Source organism: Vibrio sp. 10N.286.55.E10 (assembly GCF_002872555.1).
Classification (GTDB): domain Bacteria; phylum Pseudomonadota; class Gammaproteobacteria; order Enterobacterales; family Vibrionaceae; genus Vibrio; species Vibrio crassostreae.
Genome location: NZ_MCSD01000004.1, coordinates 242129 through 259863, shown reverse-complemented (window position 1 = coordinate 259863; position 17735 = coordinate 242129). Strand labels below are relative to the sequence as shown.

16 protein-coding genes are annotated in these 17735 nt (G+C 42.9%); 2 read left to right on the top strand and 14 right to left on the bottom strand.

Annotated elements, in window-relative coordinates; all coding sequences use genetic code 11:
* Positions 1–1195: 1195 nt before the first annotated feature.
* On the top strand, positions 1196–1483 hold the full coding sequence (locus BCV39_RS04735; protein WP_102432501.1) for a hypothetical protein: 288 nt from the start codon (positions 1196–1198) through the stop codon (positions 1481–1483).
* Positions 1484–1545: 62 nt separating this feature from the next.
* Here the strand turns inward: BCV39_RS04735 and BCV39_RS04730 are convergent, their stop codons facing one another.
* The 14 genes from BCV39_RS04730 to BCV39_RS04660 form a co-directional block, all read right to left on the bottom strand.
* Complete coding sequence (locus tag BCV39_RS04730) at positions 1546–2310, bottom strand: hypothetical protein (protein ID WP_102432502.1); 765 nt, start codon at positions 2308–2310, stop codon at positions 1546–1548.
* 178 nt (positions 2311–2488) lie between these two features.
* Complete coding sequence (locus BCV39_RS04725) at positions 2489–2911, bottom strand: GNAT family N-acetyltransferase (protein WP_102432503.1); 423 nt, start codon at positions 2909–2911, stop codon at positions 2489–2491.
* A 223-nt stretch (positions 2912–3134) separates the two neighbouring features.
* Positions 3135–3638 carry a peptide deformylase gene (gene def / locus BCV39_RS04720; RefSeq protein WP_102432504.1) on the bottom strand — a complete coding sequence of 168 codons (504 nt, stop codon included), beginning with the start codon at positions 3636–3638 and terminating at the stop codon, positions 3135–3137.
* A gap of 93 nt (positions 3639–3731) precedes the next feature.
* Positions 3732–4145 (bottom strand): NUDIX hydrolase, encoded by a 414-nt coding sequence (locus BCV39_RS04715; protein WP_102432505.1) that lies wholly within the window; start codon positions 4143–4145, stop codon positions 3732–3734.
* 21 nt (positions 4146–4166) lie between these two features.
* The gene (locus BCV39_RS04710; RefSeq protein WP_102432506.1) at positions 4167–4937 is read right to left on the bottom strand and encodes a GNAT family N-acetyltransferase; all 771 of its coding nucleotides are present in this window, start codon (positions 4935–4937) and stop codon (positions 4167–4169) included.
* A 28-nt stretch (positions 4938–4965) separates the two neighbouring features.
* Entirely contained in the window at positions 4966–5796 is an 831-nt protein-coding gene (locus BCV39_RS04705; protein ID WP_102432507.1) for a GNAT family N-acetyltransferase, read from the bottom strand.
* 108 nt (positions 5797–5904) lie between these two features.
* Positions 5905–6243: a DUF952 domain-containing protein gene (locus BCV39_RS04700; protein WP_102432508.1), complete on the bottom strand. Its 339-nt coding sequence runs from the start codon at positions 6241–6243 to the stop codon at positions 5905–5907.
* 65 nt (positions 6244–6308) lie between these two features.
* Positions 6309–6632 (bottom strand): hypothetical protein, encoded by a 324-nt coding sequence (locus BCV39_RS04695; RefSeq protein WP_102432509.1) that lies wholly within the window; start codon positions 6630–6632, stop codon positions 6309–6311.
* Between the two features lie 59 nt (positions 6633–6691).
* Positions 6692–7048: a DUF6404 family protein gene (locus BCV39_RS04690; RefSeq protein WP_102413573.1), complete on the bottom strand. Its 357-nt coding sequence runs from the start codon at positions 7046–7048 to the stop codon at positions 6692–6694.
* 88 nt (positions 7049–7136) lie between these two features.
* Positions 7137–7628 carry a GNAT family N-acetyltransferase gene (locus BCV39_RS04685; RefSeq protein WP_017106677.1) on the bottom strand — a complete coding sequence of 164 codons (492 nt, stop codon included), beginning with the start codon at positions 7626–7628 and terminating at the stop codon, positions 7137–7139.
* Between the two features lie 405 nt (positions 7629–8033).
* On the bottom strand, positions 8034–9356 hold the full coding sequence (locus BCV39_RS04680; protein ID WP_241902276.1) for a hypothetical protein: 1323 nt from the start codon (positions 9354–9356) through the stop codon (positions 8034–8036).
* The gene (locus tag BCV39_RS04675; protein WP_133154222.1) at positions 9349–9939 is read right to left on the bottom strand and encodes a hypothetical protein; all 591 of its coding nucleotides are present in this window, start codon (positions 9937–9939) and stop codon (positions 9349–9351) included. Before BCV39_RS04675 ends, BCV39_RS04680 begins: the two co-directional genes overlap by 8 nt.
* 263 nt (positions 9940–10202) lie before the next feature.
* A complete protein-coding gene (locus tag BCV39_RS04670; RefSeq protein ID WP_017107819.1) occupies positions 10203–10661 on the bottom strand; it encodes a hypothetical protein in 459 nt (152 codons plus the stop codon).
* Positions 10662–12075: 1414 nt separating this feature from the next.
* Positions 12076–14658 (bottom strand): nitrate reductase, encoded by a 2583-nt coding sequence (locus BCV39_RS04660; protein WP_102431525.1) that lies wholly within the window; start codon positions 14656–14658, stop codon positions 12076–12078.
* A gap of 473 nt (positions 14659–15131) precedes the next feature.
* Between BCV39_RS04660 and nirB the strand changes: the two genes are divergently transcribed.
* Complete coding sequence (nirB, locus tag BCV39_RS04655) at positions 15132–17714, top strand: nitrite reductase large subunit NirB (RefSeq protein ID WP_102431524.1); 2583 nt, start codon at positions 15132–15134, stop codon at positions 17712–17714.
* Positions 17715–17735 lie beyond the last annotated feature (21 nt).

The following is a 17735-nucleotide window of genomic DNA, read 5'->3' as shown; positions in this document are numbered from 1 at the left end:
AAGCGGCTTAGTTCAACAGCGCTATTAGACAGAATAATTCTGCATTTTGCTCCTGACACTATTCTGTTTAGTAATCAGAACCGTTCGGGAACTGCCTAATAACTAATTTAATAACAACACCTTACCCGCTTGCTTCTGAAGCGAACATGATGAAACACAGAAATTTTCTATATCGTTTCGGAAAAATGCAGAAAATGACGCAATGTGTGAGTAAGTCGTCATCCTGCAGGTTGATTTCTTCCCCGCCGTCTTAGCATTTTGGTTCCAGAACTGTCGGTAGCATGATGATTAAGCGGCAGTATCGACGTGTGTCTTGCTGATAAATTTACAGAACGACATTCAATTTCGAGAGATGGTATGTGAAACTGGTCGTTTAATCAATCGGTATTTCACACTTAAAGTCAAACTACCTTATTGATACTTCTAACACTTTGACGCCACGTGTAACGATTCATTTCTGGTGACTCACAAAGTCTTGGTACTCGTCCATTTGGCTTAAGTTTTCTATGGCGTTACATCACCACTTTCAACACGCTGGCAGACCTTAGTATTTATCCTTGCAAATTCAATGGTCTTTATCTATCTGAATTCTATATCTAAAGTTCCGCAGCCATGAAGCTTTTTGTGCACTGATAATTTTTGTCATCACGATTAATTTCATGGTGCTTAGTGCTCGGTTAATCCTGCTAGGTACAGTGCCAAACGTTTTGAAGCGCTAGCTTGGCTACAAACATTACTGGCAGCAAAAGCACCGCGTGTTATGAATCGATGATGGATGTGACTGAGACGATTAATCCACTCTACTGTTCGTGTTATGAGCCCACACCGATTCAGCACTAAATACCATGTGTTGTGAATCAATCTTGATCGACGACTCCACACATTAAGCCAATAGCCCCCCCACCACCAGCGAATCCCCCATAGAACGGATAAATCAAAAGCCATCAACAAGTTTAGCTGCGTCAAAAAATGACGGAGCGAGAACGCAGGCGCTAAAAAACTTCACAACCGAGCAAAGGGTTAGTTAGGAGCGTACAGCCCAATAAAACCGGAGGCTTGCACCGTTTTTGCGCATGGTAGAATGAACACAAAACAACAAAAATTTATTGTTATTCGATAATTTTTTGTTGATCTACAAACATTCCGATGTATATTAGCCCCTCAACACCAACCCTAAACTCTTACGAGGTATACAATGAAAAAGGCTTTACTGTTTCTTGCTCTTGGTTCTGTTTCTGTTTTCGCTCACGCTAAAGCAACACAAAATTCCGACCAGATGCTTGCCCAAATCGATAACGTTATTGTTTACGCAGGTGAAAATGTAGACAGCTCAGAAGAGGTATATGAAACGATCAATTCAACTAACTCTGCTGGGTTCGAAAACTGCGCGGTTTATTTACCGGAAGGGGAATTAGAGGCCAGCACGACGATCATTTTACGCCGCACTGAAGATGGCTTTATGTTGGAGTGTGGCTCTAATTAGAACTGACGAATAAAAATACCGACCTTTAGGGTCGGTATTTATTCACTTATTGTCTTAGCTGCCTATGTTGCGGCATGTAAAGCGAGTGACTGAGCAAACTCTCGCATGTGCCTTGCGTTGTCTGCTTTTTCTGCATCACCACATGCTTTTCCGTAGTATTGAATGTTTGGCGAGGAATACACGGGCAATACTTTTTCAGCGTAGGTCATCACGGTGCCCGCTTCCCGGCACAAAGCGCCGAAAGAGTAAGGTTTTATATAATCATGGTTTTCTTGTAGCAACATACCTTTGAGCCAGTAGTCTGGGGTGTCGTTGTGCCACGCCCAAGCCAAGTGGCCCAGTTCATGCTCAAGTACCTCTACCTCTGCAGCAGATGACAGAACCAAAAAGCTGCGGCTTAAATTCAGATCAACCGAACCCACGGCTCCTTCGTCTGAGAACTCGTGGTCTTCAGGAAGAATCAGTGCATAGTAGCTCCCCTCTCGCTGCATGGGTTCCAACACCTCATCACCAACCAACTTGACTAACTGTTTGTGCAGCTTGCTACTTTCCGCATCTTGGAAACCGGAAAGGTCGATTCTCGTGATGCCTGATAATGTTCTCTCCATTGGTATGCACGAGTTTTGAAGAACAAGATTAGAGTAGCCTATCATCTTCTGAATTTTTGACTCGCTCATCGATACGTCAGTAAAGAAGTGAACGGGAGTTTCGACTTTTTCACCCATTTCACAAGGGGCAAGGGTCAGTTCTTCGCCTCTGTGTTTACCAACGAAAAAGAGTGCCACAACACCCAGCAAAGTGCCGCCAACCACGAGGTTTTTCTTCATTATATTCCTTTATTGCCTTATCGCTTTATTACTTACTTTTTATAGCTTCGGTGCTTACTATTTATTGCTTGTGTGCTTAGTTCTTAGTGCTTAGTGCTTATCAAACCATGTTTCGATGAGGGCAAGAGCGTTACACTGCTGCCATCAGTGTCTTGATGATGCTAGTTACATGAACCCATTAAGCTAACGCTTTTTCCATAGACAAGTGCACAATACCTGCTTCCATGAACTCTTCTCCAAATGGCGTGAAGCCCAGCTTGGTATAGAAGTCGATGGCTTGCTTTTGTGAGCCAAGATACACGCGCTTGTAACCGCTCTTCTTCGCTTCATCGATGAGCGATAAAACAATCTTCGAGCCAAGCCCCTGTCCTCTAAAATCTCTCATGATGGCAATACGGCCAATGTGACCGTCGCTTAAAATACGGCCCGTGCCGACACGCTTTCCATCGACAGTCACCACGGCATGAATGGCCGAACTGTCTAACCCATCGAACTCTATTTCAGGTGCGATAGATTGCTCGTTAATAAAAACGTTCTCGCGAATAGAACGAATTGATTGTTCATTTTCACTATCAAAAGCTACATTTTTTACTTGGATCATCATTTACCTTTTGTGAATGTAAAAACTGAATGAAACACGAGTGCTGAACCAAAAGCACTCGCTTGCATATGCAACACAACCAGGGGAACGGACCAACCTATTGAAAAGTCGTATAATATGAAAGGGGTGGCACACTAAATTGAGAAGGACAGCGACAAAACCCAACGCTGATGTGTTGAAATTCACGCGCTGGGTTTGAAGAGATACTGGTTTTTAAGCCGGATTAAGCGTGCGCTTTGAGGTACTTTTTAACTTTTTTCATCGCCATTTGACGCTTTAGTGGCGACAGGTAATCAATAAATAGGTTACCCGATAAATGGTCAATTTCATGCTGTATTACGATAGCGAGAAAGTCATCGCTTTCAATGGTGATTGGCTTCCCTTCTCGGTCGAGAGCAGAGACTACCACAGACGTAAAACGCTCGACATCCGCATAGTAGTCAGGCACTGATAAGCAGCCTTCTTGGCCCAAAGCCTTGTTGGAGCCACTTGCGACTACCGGGTTAACCAAGATTAACGGTTGGTCTCGGCTCTCTGATATATCGATAACCACCACGGCCTCTTTGCGACCGATTTGAGTGGATGCCAAACCGATACCATTATCAGTGGCATAGAGTGTTTCTAACATATCGTCGATGAGTGTTTGTATCGTCGATACATCTTGCACCTCTTCCGCTTTCACTTTAAGCCTTGGATCTGGTGCGGTAAGAATGTCTAAAACTGCCATGCTTTCCTTTGAATTTTCAATTGAATCATTACGTTGTAAAAGAGTGAACAAGATAACCCAATGTTCTTTCAGTACCAAATATGGGCGTTCTGACTAGTCAAAGTTCTTAAAGTTTACCGGCTCCTTCAACAAGTTCACCAAAGGTAAGAACAGAGGTTCTGGCAGTTCATCTAAATCGAACCATTGCCACTGCTTACACTGATGAGGCTCCATAATTTGAGGCTCACCACTAGAACTGGTCGCGACAAGGTACAAGGTGACGTAGTGCTTGCCTTCTTTTTCGAATATGTCGTTGGTAAAGCCGAGCTTCTTAAACGAGCCGACCTCTAAACCTGTCTCTTCAAGGGTTTCTCGCTGCGCGCACTCTTCGATACTTTCACCTATTTCAAGGTGCCCGCCAGGCGTCGCCCAGGTATTCGCACCATGAGAGCCTATGCGCTCGCCAAGTAGAATACGCCCTTCCCGAAAAATGACCGCAGCCACACCTACACGTACTTGATTATTCACTCTTTACTCCTTTGAAACACATTACTCGCTACTTGGTGAGGTATACCCTGTGGTGGTCGCGATCACTTCAAAACCACGTTTGGATACAATGGGTTTACTCATATCAGAAGCATCGATGGTAAGGTATTTAACCCCTCTCGATTTGGCTTCCTCAATGCGTTTGTTCAGTAGCAAACTGTAATAGCCTTTACCTCGAAATGCTTCGATGGTACTTCCGCCCCAAATACCTGCAAACGGGCTATTACCATTAAATATGATCCACGCTGAGGTCACAGGCTGGTCGTCGACATACACGACATAGATAGACACTGAATCGGGAGCGTGCTGTTTAAGGCTGACTAAATGGTTGTAATGCCATTCGAAATCGCCCCCCCAAACTTGCTCTTGGACTTTAATCGCATCGCGAATGCCTTTGCTGTCCGCCACCTCGGTGATCTTACCTTCATCAAAGGGCTCGCAGGTCGCCTTAGACAGGTCCAACACCATGAATGACTCGTGCTCATCCTGCTCAAAACCATTCGCGAGCAATACGGCACTGATGTTCGTTGGTTTGTCGGTACTGTACGTCTTCCATTCAAAACATAGGTTACGCTGCTTAAAGTACGAGAGTTGCTCTTTGACGATAGAGTCTGTGAGGCTTTCATCGAAGTCGAAAAAGGAGATATAGCTACCATGACGATCGTTAGATACGAACTTAGTCAGGTTGTTCTCTATAACCTTAATACCATTGAATGAGTTAAAACGTTTCCGCTCGAACTCGTTGTACTCTTGCATTACATCCGTTGTATTCATAATTTTCTCTTAGTAGATAGCCCTATCTCTAATCTTTACACCATACACTTCGTACGCCAACCGAGCGAAAACCGATCGATTTACAATTTTTGCAACTGGTGCTGTTTGGCATTACGTCGGTTAAAAGTACTTTTGCCCCTAAGGCGATGGCATCTTCGATTCGAGATCTTAACAGCGCCGTTTGGCACCCCTTTGAACGATAGCTCTCTTGTGTATACGCATTGGCAAGTATTGCGTGTTCGTTGTTGATGAAACTCGTCGCCCAAGCGCACGGTTTACCCTCTATTTTCGCAACGTAACAACGGAAAGTATCGGTGCAATAGAGCGCGCGTTTCTGCTGCCAGATTTGGTCTGAACACTCTAAACCTGATGTTTTGAGCAAAGCCAAAAACTCATCGGCATTATCTTGCGTCCATCGCTCAATCGTGACTTTACCTACATCGCTCAACGGTTCTACGCTGGATGTTTCTGCGATCAATGTTTCTGCGCTTGATTTTTCAGTACTCGGCTTTTCTACATAGCCTTCTGCCGATAGCTCTAGAAATTCATGCTCAAAAGCAGGCACAAACTGATGTTTCGATAGCCATGATTTCAGATCTGTTGTTAAAGCGTTAGGCGCAATAGAAATCTCAGGTGAGATACCATCTGCAAATAGCTTGAGGTCCGCCTCTAAGCTCTCGTAATTGCAAGCCCCATCAATGAGGATCTGGTTGTCGTACTTACGTGTTTTATCGATAAAAACAGTGAAGCCATCATCTTCAATTGAAATCAGTTCACTGGCTAAATCGGTTGAAAGGGTTCGCTCGTTATTAAAATAAAAGTATGCGTTATATGCGTCTTTAACTGCTTTAACTTGCATTGTTTTCCTTAACTTGATGGAAACAAAAAGCTCTGTAGAGCCAAAACAACACACGATTAAGTGCTGCGTGTTTTGAATGGTACAGAGCCGATAGGAATACTGCGATTGTTACAGGTTTACTTTTAGCGCACCTGACAAATCCGCGACTAACTTTATTGTTCTAATCACGGCTTGCTTAGAAAGTGGACTGTATAAATGTGGGTAAAGTGCCCCATCATCTTCAGTCCCTACTGGCGCCTCATCTCTTAAGTCTTTAGCAATCGCGCTTTTGTCGATTTCTAGAAGATATACTTGCGTGATTCCCACAAAGAAACAATCTACAATTTTTTGCAGTTGCTCTTCATAAGCAAGGTGGATAAAGCCTTCGCCTTTCAAGGATGCGGGTTCATAGGTTTCTGTACTTTGGTATTCTTTGTAATCACTTTCGGTCAGTAAGTGGTATAGCATTTTTATTTATCCTACTTTCTAAACTTTGAGTCTACTTAAGCCGTTTAGCGGCCACCAAAGTACCTTCAAAGATCGAACTCAGAGTTATAGATTTTGAAAACATTGACTAAAGGTTCCTCCCAGTCGAGGGACTCTCTAAGCTGATCAACAATTGGTTTCACTTGGCTCTTTGCCACGTTGATTTCAATTTTTAATAGCGGGTAATTTTCGACTTTTCCTTTGCTCCCAAACACAGGCGTAGATCCATCAAGCGCTCGGTGAGAACCGATAACAGAACCAATAGCCCAACAGTGATCATAGTTTCCAATTCTATCGACACCCGACTCATGTAAGGTGCTCAAAACTAGATCTTGTTGCTCAGGCGTACAGAAAATCTCTAGTTTATACATCTAATTCAAACTCCTAAATGCCAAGTATTACGAATCATTTTAATTGCTTGTTATTGCGCTTATCCGTAGTTTTTCTTACACCAATTTTCCCAACTCTTTTCACCCAATTTTTTTCGTGCCTTGACGATTCTGAACACATTAACAAGTCCCATAAAGAAACCGAAAATAGCAGATGAAATAAGGTAAGTTTTCCAATGTTCGGGCTCTGAGTGCCAAGTAAACATCCACATCAAAGACCCCCAAATTACGGCCATCGATAATCCATAAATCAAGAATACTTTTTGAAGCGATTGAAACACCATAGGCGTTTGAGACACGTTAGTGTATTTTGACCAAATAAAGGCATTTGGCCTCGTTAAGTCTGCAGGGACGCCCTTTTCAATAAGGTGCTGCTGAATGAATTTCGCCTTGTCCATCTTTACCTCACTATGCCTATGTCACTTGAATTCTATGACTATGCGACGATTTATCGAGAAGTGTTACCCACTAAAGGACTAACCTGGTTCAATGTGTATGAGCTGATTGATACACATTGTTTTCTATTAACGCTCCAGAAAACTCAAAAGTCAGTAAACCTATTCGACTAAAACCTAAATGTTCATAAAAGCCATTCGATTCATTTTCTACCCACGTGTACAGCCAGTATTTATTACCAAACTGATTCTCGATTCCATTCAAAAGCTTTCGGCCTATCCCTTTACCTTTGAAAATGTTATCTACATAAAGTTTTTCTACTTCAAAGCCATTGCCAGGCGTTTGGTAGTGCGATTCAAGGTTAACCATTACGTAGCCTTGAATAACCTCATTTTCTTCACTTACAAACACACGATATTTAGTAGTATTCAATATTTCAAAGAAGTAGGCTGCCGTGAAAGTAGACAAGACATACTCAGCGTATTCAGTTTTGACCCCTTCTCTCGCATATGTGTCTAGCCAGACTTTAATGGACAATGCCGCTAATTTTACACAATCGTCTTTTGTCGCTTCCCTGACCATTTCCTCTCCAAACACAGCAGTTAATAAACTGAATAATTATGAGTTTTATCACTAGAGCATTTCTGTCTAGTAATTAAACCATCTCATACTTAGTTAAATAACTCATTTAATAACAGTACCTTACCAAGATAATCGCATCATACATGACGAAAAGCAGAAGTATTCCGTATAGCTAAAATTGAATGCAGAAATTATGTGAATGTGTGTATTACTTATCATTTTATCCATACACCTCCTTGTTCAGACGGGATAGTTGATTTTAAGTTTGTTTGTGACGCGATGATGGATAGACGATGTGAGGTTCGATAGATGAAAGCTAGCGTTGCCGTGACGAATGGAAAAACGCCAACAGAGCTGTCGGCGTTTGTTTTTCGGCGTGTTGTGTTTATTTAACGAGTGCACACCTTACTCAATACTTGCGGTATATTTTCCCGTTTCTTCGTTTTTAGTAACTAGCACATTAAACAAGTGGTACTCAGGCTTAGAATTTGTCGCTCCACCTAATCTCACACTTTTTGTGCCAAGTGCTCCATTAGTCGTTGAATCAATCTGTACGGTTGCTAACCGGTCATTGGCACCAGAATAGTTCGCGACAGACACTGCATAAAGCCCGGTTTTAAGATGAGTTGGGTCACACGAACTAAAATAATGCTCAGGACCGTACGCCCTAGTATTGTCTACATCTAAATACCCTGATGAGCCTCGCTTGTTGCCGTAATAAACATGAGCCCCACTAGGCTCTGTCACATGAAGATCCGCATCTCCCTTGCCGTCCCACGTTAATTGTGCGGTAAAGAAACCTTGAGTAGCTTCTGCAGGTGGAGCGATAAGTGTGTTCAATGCATCATTGATCTGCGTTCTCACTCTGTTCGATATGTCTAACTTTTGGTTGATGTATATTTCAATAAAACCATGACCGAGAATATCCGTACCACCATTAACACCACTCGGCCTGAACAAGTAGCCTGGAATATTATCTGTAATGTTCGGTACACTGCCCAAAAGTCTTAACCCATTTATCACCAAATCTAGATCAGCCAATGTATGCTCACCATTAATAGACGGTGATGCCGGAGCAACGTGAACAACTTTAACAGAGTCGGCATTTACCTTTGTTGTTGTATATTCGTAGGCCGCATTCGCAAAAAGGTTTCCCTGAGAATGAGCTACAAAAAGTAACTTAAAGCCTTTAAGGACCCAATTATCGATCTTGGCCTGATGTTCTGAATAGTTAGCGGTAGTAGGTGGATTTCCCATCAATGAAGTAAGGCTTTGAATAGCGTCAGCTCGAAATGCATCACCAATAGCTTCATATAGCTCAGCAGTCGAAGAGGCTGTTTCAATAATACTCGACCACCAAGGGCCATCACCTCTTATAATTTCAAAAAAGAGCTCATAACGCCCTTCCAATATATGGTCTTGCTCCAAAAGACGTTGTTCGAAGGTTTCAACAAAGTCTTCAAAACCATCGGTGTAGTTGTAAAAAACCTCATACTGGATGGAATCTCCTGTAGCCGACTTTTCGCCATGGATTCTTTTTAGTTCTTCTTTTGCTCTGTTTGCTCCACTTGGCGTAGTGTCAACACCATTAAAAAAAGCGATGACCACATCGGTGTTTCTACAAATATCTCCTTCAGTGTTTACCTGTGCAGACGCTGAAAAACTCAATATCGATGAGAGGAATAGGCAAATGCTAAAAGATGATATGTATTGAATAACTTTATTCACAAGTATCTCCTTTTGGAATCGACCAGGAGGTACCATCCAAGGCTCTGGCAAAGGCGAGATACGCTAATAATCTTTCTTTTGTATTCGTTGTTATGGACTCAAGCTCTTGGGATACTTGCGCAGGTTGCGTGCTATTATTACTTCCATCAAAGCGGCTATAAATACAATGGTCAGCTTCTGAGAGTTTTCTATTAGCACTTTTGACCGCGTTGATATCTGTTAGATCAACAACCAAAGTATGCTGTAGAGCTTTGGCATACTGTCCGGCTGCCTGTTTCTGGTCCAGCTCGAGGTAGTTATTATCGATATATCTTTCAATATCATCCCTAATGCCATTATCGTCATTATCCACACCAACGAGTGTCGGCTCTCTTTCCAAACTAGGGAGGGTTTCTGGCAACTCCAGCTCTTCTTCTGATACTGGTGCAGCAGGAGGCAACTTATCATTCGGCACCTCCTCTATTTTTCTTAAATCATTACACCCCATAAACATGGAAACTAATGGGACAATTAAAAACCTTATTTTCATATAAATCTGCTTTATTAACTGAAGTGCTAATTCTGACGCATGTCCCTTACTCATTGAGTACAACAAGCAAATAATGCCATGCATAACGAATCATTTTTGTTACTTGAACTTATGTTTATAACTAGCTTTTCGCACATCAAACATGCCTCCCACTTCACCTAGCACGGATATTGAGATCTAGGTTTCCATGTGGAGTTATAGTTGGTAAGTGGCGCTGAAATAGCGGCTAAGCTAGTCGCTGACAAGTTGTCAAAGAACGCCGATATGGTTGTCGGCATTTCCTTATTTAACTCGCTAAATTACTACTATTTATAAAATTAGTATTTTCTACGATTAATAGTGAAGGTAACTTTTGCGTCTCCGGTTACAACATTGAAATAATCAAGTTTTCCGGTACAAATCGCACGATCTCGGTAACTTCTACTCTCATTCTCTGCGATTACTTTTTGAGGCAACATAGTGCCTGTTCGCGGATCGATTAAAGCAACAAAACGGAAATGACAGCGCGGTGCGTCATAGACTGAACTATCACTATACTGATATTCAAAATCAACCAAGCGCACTACATTGGGATAATTGCTAGAGACATTAAAACGGTCACTTGATTTAGCGATAATGGTGTCTTGAGGGTTTGGTGAGTATCTAGATGTTTGATAGTCTTTACTGGTTAATTCTACATCATAGATTCTAGATTCATTCTTAACCTCAACGGCAATATTAGCGAATGCAGAAGAACTTAAAAGTAAGGCTGAAGCAACAATTGCTCTTTTGAACATGGATTTGTCCTTTATATTATTGTTTTAATGATGACTTTTTAATTATTAATAAGTCTTGGATAAATACCCATCTTTTACGTCACACAGGGGAAATCTTCGTCAGAATTTATTTCTAACTTAATTAAGTGTTTATAGATAATAGGCAGCTAAGGCATGACGGAAAACTTAGGTTCTCTGATACAAGAACCCGAATATAACCGTCTCACCAAATTTAAATTTTATATTATTTTTTCTAGATGATAGATCGAAGACATTTTGTTAATACAGGAAGTTAACTCCACCTTTCTTATTTTAAAGTTTGGGTTTTAGAGCCTATCAAAAACCCAATTATTTAGGCTGTTTACCACCCTGGTTATGCCTCATGTCCTAGTGGCATTTCAGTCGTATCAACATTCGTAATGTAGACTCTAAAGTAGACAATAGAGCCAAATATCAATAAAAGAGGGGACAAGATTGATGTGAGTATCCCTGTCGCTACTTCTAACACCGGATAAACCTCTCCGATATACCCAATCACGAAATTAAGGATAAAATTAATGATACCCAGTAACATCGATATTTTAATCAACTTCATAGTGATACCTTTGGTATCTCGCCAACTTTTTTCCAACGCAAACAGTGGAGATTTATTATTTAGTACAGCTTCGAACTCTACGAAACTGTATCGCGCAGCTAGATACAACCCCGGGATAACCAGTGCTATCGTTCCAACTAAAACAATTAAAGAATAAATAATATAAACGATCATTAATCTGGACCAAACTCTCCAAGATACGGAACATTCAATATCATATCCATAGGTAGACGAAGCCATAAAATTGATAAAAATAGCGATTAGATAAGTGTAAATAGAAGAATATACACATAGATATACCGCGTAGGCCCAGAGGTTTTCTGATACAGAAAATGAATGTTCAAGCCACATACCTAAACATGACATCGTGATGATGAAGCCGCCAAAAATTTTAAATATGCTTTTAAAATTTGAGCAAGTGAAATGTAAGCATTCAGATAGAAGAGTTCTCATAAACTGGTCTTTATTTAATGTAATTTGAACAGGATTGATCACCCAATAAGCATTGGGTAGTTCCGAGGCACTTCGCAAAGCAATCTCACCACCGATTAAATTGACAAATAAATCATTTAATAACAGTACCTTACGAAAACCCTGATATCATACACCACTAATAAATAGAAATATTGTATATATTCACGAAAAAATAAAGAAACAGCATGAATATGTGTGTTACTTGTCATTTTTTATATGACTCTTCTGGCGAACCGAGGTATTCGTTCAGTTTTTCATTTGGCACGATGATTGGTAAATATGTTCAGAAATGTTCATCAGAAAACAAAAACGCCGACGTAATTGTCGGCGCTTAACTCTATGTATTAATAGGTTAGAGGTAGTCAGCTACTTTGCCATAGTACTCAAAAACTCGGCTTCAAACTCTTCATCGGCTTCTCGGGTTAGACATTCCACCAGCCATTCGATGCTTTGATGGTCTAGCTTACTGTTCACCACAAAGGCTTGCTTTACACCAGACTGACCCAGCTTTGCAGAACCATAGTTCTTGAATGATTTGTTGCCGTGGTAATGGAGTGATTTGATCGCCTCCGCGTTGGGTTCTGGTAAAGCATCGAGTGTGTTGGCAAGCTGAATCACCAGCTCCATTGGGTTCTTAGATGATGAGATGCGATACAGAAAACCGCCCTCCACTCTTTGGCGAACCCAATAATCAAAGCCGCTGCAATCCATCACCTTGTCGCTGACCAGTGCGGCTTCACTGCGATAACCACACGGCTCTACCACAACAGGTGTGTGTTTGAATTCTGGCTGACCAGAGGCTGCATCGGTATGAGGCAAGATCAAGTCACACGGTTTGCTGTCTTTGGCGGTTGGGGCATTCCAATGAATAGGCATAAACACCTGTTCACGGCGCATCTCTTTGGTTACCACTAAGCGCGCTTGGCACTCGCCTTGTGCGCTGCGCACTTTCACCACTGGGTTTATAGTCGCGTGGTTGAAGGCATCTAGCCCAAATTCATCTAAACCAAGCTCTGCAACCGTATCTGGGTGCATGGCAACAAACGGCTCTGGGGTGTGTTCACCTAAACCCGCAGCCAAGCCTGTGCGGCTCATGGTGTGCCATTGGTCTCGGATTCGACCTGTGTTCATGATAAGCGGGAATTCAAGACTGGTATCGGCAATCGGTTTGTCGTGCTCGACTGCAATAAACTGCGCTTTGCCAGATTCAGTAAAGAACTCACCATTGGTAAACATGCGCTGCTCAATGATCTCTGGTTGATACTCTAATACTGGCCATTGCTGTGGAGTGAGTTCGCCATAACCTTTCTCATCCAGTTGCGTGAGTCCAATTAAGCACAAGTCACGCGCTTTACCTGTTTCATTGCCGAGCGCTGTCATCTCGCAATACTCTTTGAAGATCTCGCCTTCGTGACGGTAATCAAACTGCTCTTTGAATCCCATTTTTTGCGCGACTTCTTTTAATATCCACCAATCAGGTTTGGCTTCCCCTGGGCTTGGTAATATACGGCGTTGGCGTGAGATTCGACGCTCAGAGTTAGTCACGGTGCCCGACTTCTCGCTCCACCCTTGCGCAGGTAACACCACATCAGCCAAGCGAGTGGTTTCAGTATCGGCAATGCAGTCCGACACCACCACAAATGGGCACTTCTCTAATCCGGCTTTGATCTTTTCGCTGTCAGGCAGGCTCACGACTGGGTTGGTTGCCATGATCCATACCGCTTTGATTTTTCCTTCATTCATGGCATCAAACAGGTCAATCGCTTTTAAACCCGCATGTGTGGCTAAGCTATCAGTTTGCCAAAACTCGCTCACGGTTTCGTGTGATTGCGGATCACCAAATTCAAAGTGCGCCGCTAAAGTATTAGCTAAACCGCCCACCTCTCGCCCACCCATCGCGTTCGGCTGACCCGTTACAGAGAATGGCCCCATACCCGGTTTACCGATTTTCCCAGTGGCTAAATGACAGTTAATAATGGCGTTTACCTTGTCGCACCCTTGTGTCGATTGGTTCACGCCTTGAGAGTAAATGGTCAGCACCTTTTCGTTCGATGCAAACAAACTGTAGAACTGTTTTAGCTGCTGCTCTGTTAACCCTGTGAGCTCAGGAACGCTTTTGTCGCCCCAGCCCGATTCGGTATAACGATATTGAGTCGCAGATCGAATCGATTCAGTAAAGCCTTGGGTGTGATTTTCTATGTAGTCGGAATCAAGCTTATCGTTATCATCGAGGTAGCCTAATAAACCATTGAACAGAGCCACATCTGAGCCGGATTCCAATGCCAAGTGAATGTCTGCAATTTCACATGTGTCGGTATAACGCGGATCTATGACAATAACTTTCAATGCAGGGTTGGCTTGTTTCGCGGCTCTTAATCTTTGGAAAAGTACCGGGTGACACCAAGCGAGGTTTGAGCCAGTGATAACGACGACTTCTGCTTGTTCTAAATCTTCATAACAGACAGGAACGGTATCGGTGCCGAACGCGCGTTTATGCCCAACCACACTCGATGCCATGCAAAGGCGAGAGTTACTGTCGATATTGCCACTGCCGATGAAGCCTTTCATCAGTTTATTGGCAACGTAATAGTCTTCGGTAAGCAGCTGACCAGATACATAGAAAGCAACCGAATCGGCCCCAAATTCTTCGATCGTTTGATTGAATTTATCTGCGACTAACTGCGTGGCACTGTTCCAATCCAGTGATTGTTTTTGCTCATTCTGAATATGAGCAGGTTGTGTAAGACGACCTAAAGGCGTGACGGTGTCACCGAGCGCAATCCCTTTAGTACACAGCTTTCCGTAATTAGATGGATGATCTTTATCACCACGTACTTCTAGTTTTCCTAGCGATGTCGGTCTCGCTCCTATTCCACACCCTACACCACAATAAGCACAGGTTGATTTTATCCAGCCGCTGTTTGAATCGGTCATCCGTTTCTCGCTCAATTATCCATAATTGTAATAATTCAAACCAAGCAAATAACACGCCACTTCATAGCAATCAACAAGCAAGAAATATTAATCAATAAAAACAAAAGCTTAACAAAAGAAAACCTATCAAAAATGATCAAAATAGAAATTAACCAAGATAGAAACTTAATTTTTGCACCATCTTGCAGAAAGTTGCACCACAAATGCTCATTTGTATAAATCTAACAAAAAATTTACATACCACTTTAGGGGTAATTGCGTGCCACCCAAATTTTTTAAATAATTGAAAAACATGCATTAATTTTTATTTAAATGAACAAGCCGTAATCTGGCATCCTCCTTGCTCAACTAAAAACCAAGAGTTAGAAAAAACATTTTTTGTTTTTCTTGATGATTATGAATTGAGTGGAATCTCAACCCGGTATTCATTTACTAACTACTAGAAATTAGATGCTAGTGATGATAACGCCGAGAATAAGGAATGGATTATGAGCAAGAAGAAAATCGTCGTTGTTGGTAACGGCATGGTTGGACACAAATTTATCGACAACATCCTGCAATCAGACAGTGATGAATTTGATGTGATTACTTTTAGTGAAGAGCCAAGGTTAGCGTACGACCGTGTTCAACTGACGGCTTACTTTAATGGTAAAAGTGCTGATGACCTGTCATTGACCAGTGAAGAGTATTACCAAAGTAACGGCGTGAACTACTTGTTGAACCAGAAGGTTGCCAAGCTAGACACTGCCAATCAACAAGTCATCACTGAAAGTGGCCACGTTGAAAGTTACGACAAGCTAATCTTGGCGACGGGCTCTTTCCCTTTTGTTCCCCCTATTCCCGGTAACGACCAAGAACACTGTCACGTTTATCGTACTATTGAAGACTTAGACGCAATTGAACTATCAAGCAAAGGTAGCAAGTCTGGCGTGGTGATTGGTGGTGGTCTGCTTGGCTTAGAGGCCGCAAACGCAGTCAAAAACCTTGGCTTAGAAACCCATGTGGTTGAATTTGCGCCTCGCCTGATGGCGGTTCAATTAGATGACGGTGGCGGTGCCCTATTACGCAGAAAAATTGAAGACCTTGGTGTGCAAGTTCATACCGAGAAAGCGACCTCTGAAATAGTCGATGGCGAAAATGCTCGCTACCGCATGAACTTCGCCGATGGCACCCATTTAGAAACCGATATGATCGTATTCTCTGCGGGTATTCGCCCTCAAGATGAGTTAGCAAGAAGCTCTGATGTCGAAATTGGCGAGCGCGGCGGTATTGTCATCAACAACCACTGCCAAACCAATATCGAAAACGTCTACGCCATTGGTGAATGTGCCCTTTGGGATAACAAGATCTTCGGCTTAGTGGCGCCCGGTTATTCGATGGCAAAAATCGCGGCTTCGCATATTGTCTCTGACGGTACTGACGACGCTGCATTCACCGGCGCAGACATGAGCACTAAGCTCAAACTGCTTGGCGTCGATGTTGCCAGTATTGGTGAAGTACACGGCAAGACGGAAAGCGCTCAATCGTATACCTATAACGATGAAATCGAACAAGTGTATAAGCGCCTAATCATCTCAGCTGACGGCACAAAGATTGTCGGTGCGGTATTGGTCGGTGATGCAGAAGCTTATGGCTCGCTACTGCAAATCAAGCAAAACGATATGCCCCTTCCTGAAAACCCATCAGTGTTGATTTTGCCTAATGTGGCCGATGATTCAGGCTCTGCAATGGGTGTTGAAGCTCTGCCTGATAGCGCTGTTATTTGTTCATGTTTTGATGTGACTAAAGGCGACATTAAAGACGCAGTATCTGCTGGCTGCACCACGATGGCTGCACTGAAAGAAACCACCAATGCTTCAACAGGTTGTGGCGGCTGTTCTGCTCTTGCGAAACAAGTTCTCGATAGCGAACTGAGTAACTTGGGTGTTGAAGTCTCTAACGATATCTGTGAGCACTTTGCTTACTCTCGCCAAGAGCTGACTGACATCATCCGCGTCAACAAAATCAAGACCTTTGATGAGCTGTTAGATTCTCACGGAAACGGATTAGGCTGTACCGTGTGTAAACCAGCTGTCGGTTCGATTCTGGCTTCGTACTGGAACGATTACATCCTTGAAGATCAACACATCGAACTGCAAGACACCAACGACATCTACCTTGGCAACATGCAAAAAGACGGTACCTACTCAGTGGTTCCGCGTATTGCTGGCGGTGAAATCACACCGGATAAATTGATCGTACTTGGTGAAGTCGCTAAAGAGTTCGACCTGTACACCAAAATCACCGGTGGTCAGCGTGTCGACTTGTTTGGCGCACAACTTAACGAACTGCCTATCATCTGGAAAAAGCTGATTGATGCAGGTTTCGAAACGGGTCACGCCTACGGAAAATCGGTTCGTACCGTGAAATCGTGTGTGGGTAGCACTTGGTGTCGATACGGTGTCGACGACAGTGTTGGCTTAGCGATTCGACTAGAGAACCGCTACAAAGGTTTGCGCTCGCCACACAAGATCAAGTTTGCGGTTTCTGGCTGTACTCGTGAATGTGCAGAAGCACAATCGAAAGACATTGGTGTTATCGCAACAGACAAAGGTTGGAACCTCTACATCTGTGGTAACGGCGGCATGCGCCCTCGCCATGCAGACCTATTCGCCACTGATTTGGACGAAACCACACTCCTTAAATACATCGACCGCGTTTTGATGTTCTACACACGTACCGCAGACCGCCTACAACGCACATCGGTATGGATGGAGAACCTTGAAGGCGGCATTGAATACCTCAAGCAAGTCGTGATTGAAGACAAGCTCAACGTTGCTGAAGAACTCGAAGCGGACATCGCACTCAACATCGAGAAGTACCAGTGTGAATGGAAAACCACCATTGAAAACCCTGAGAAGATGAAGCGCTTCCAGCACTACATCAACAGTGAAGAAATGGACACTAGCCTCTCTTTCATCAAAGAGCGAGAGCAACGCTTTCCTAAGCCGAGCTTGAGTGATTCTTCGAATTCACAACGCGATGAAAAGCTTGCTAAAGCCGACCAAATCGAAGTTACGGAAGTTTCGTAAACCGAATGGATGGTGAGTGAA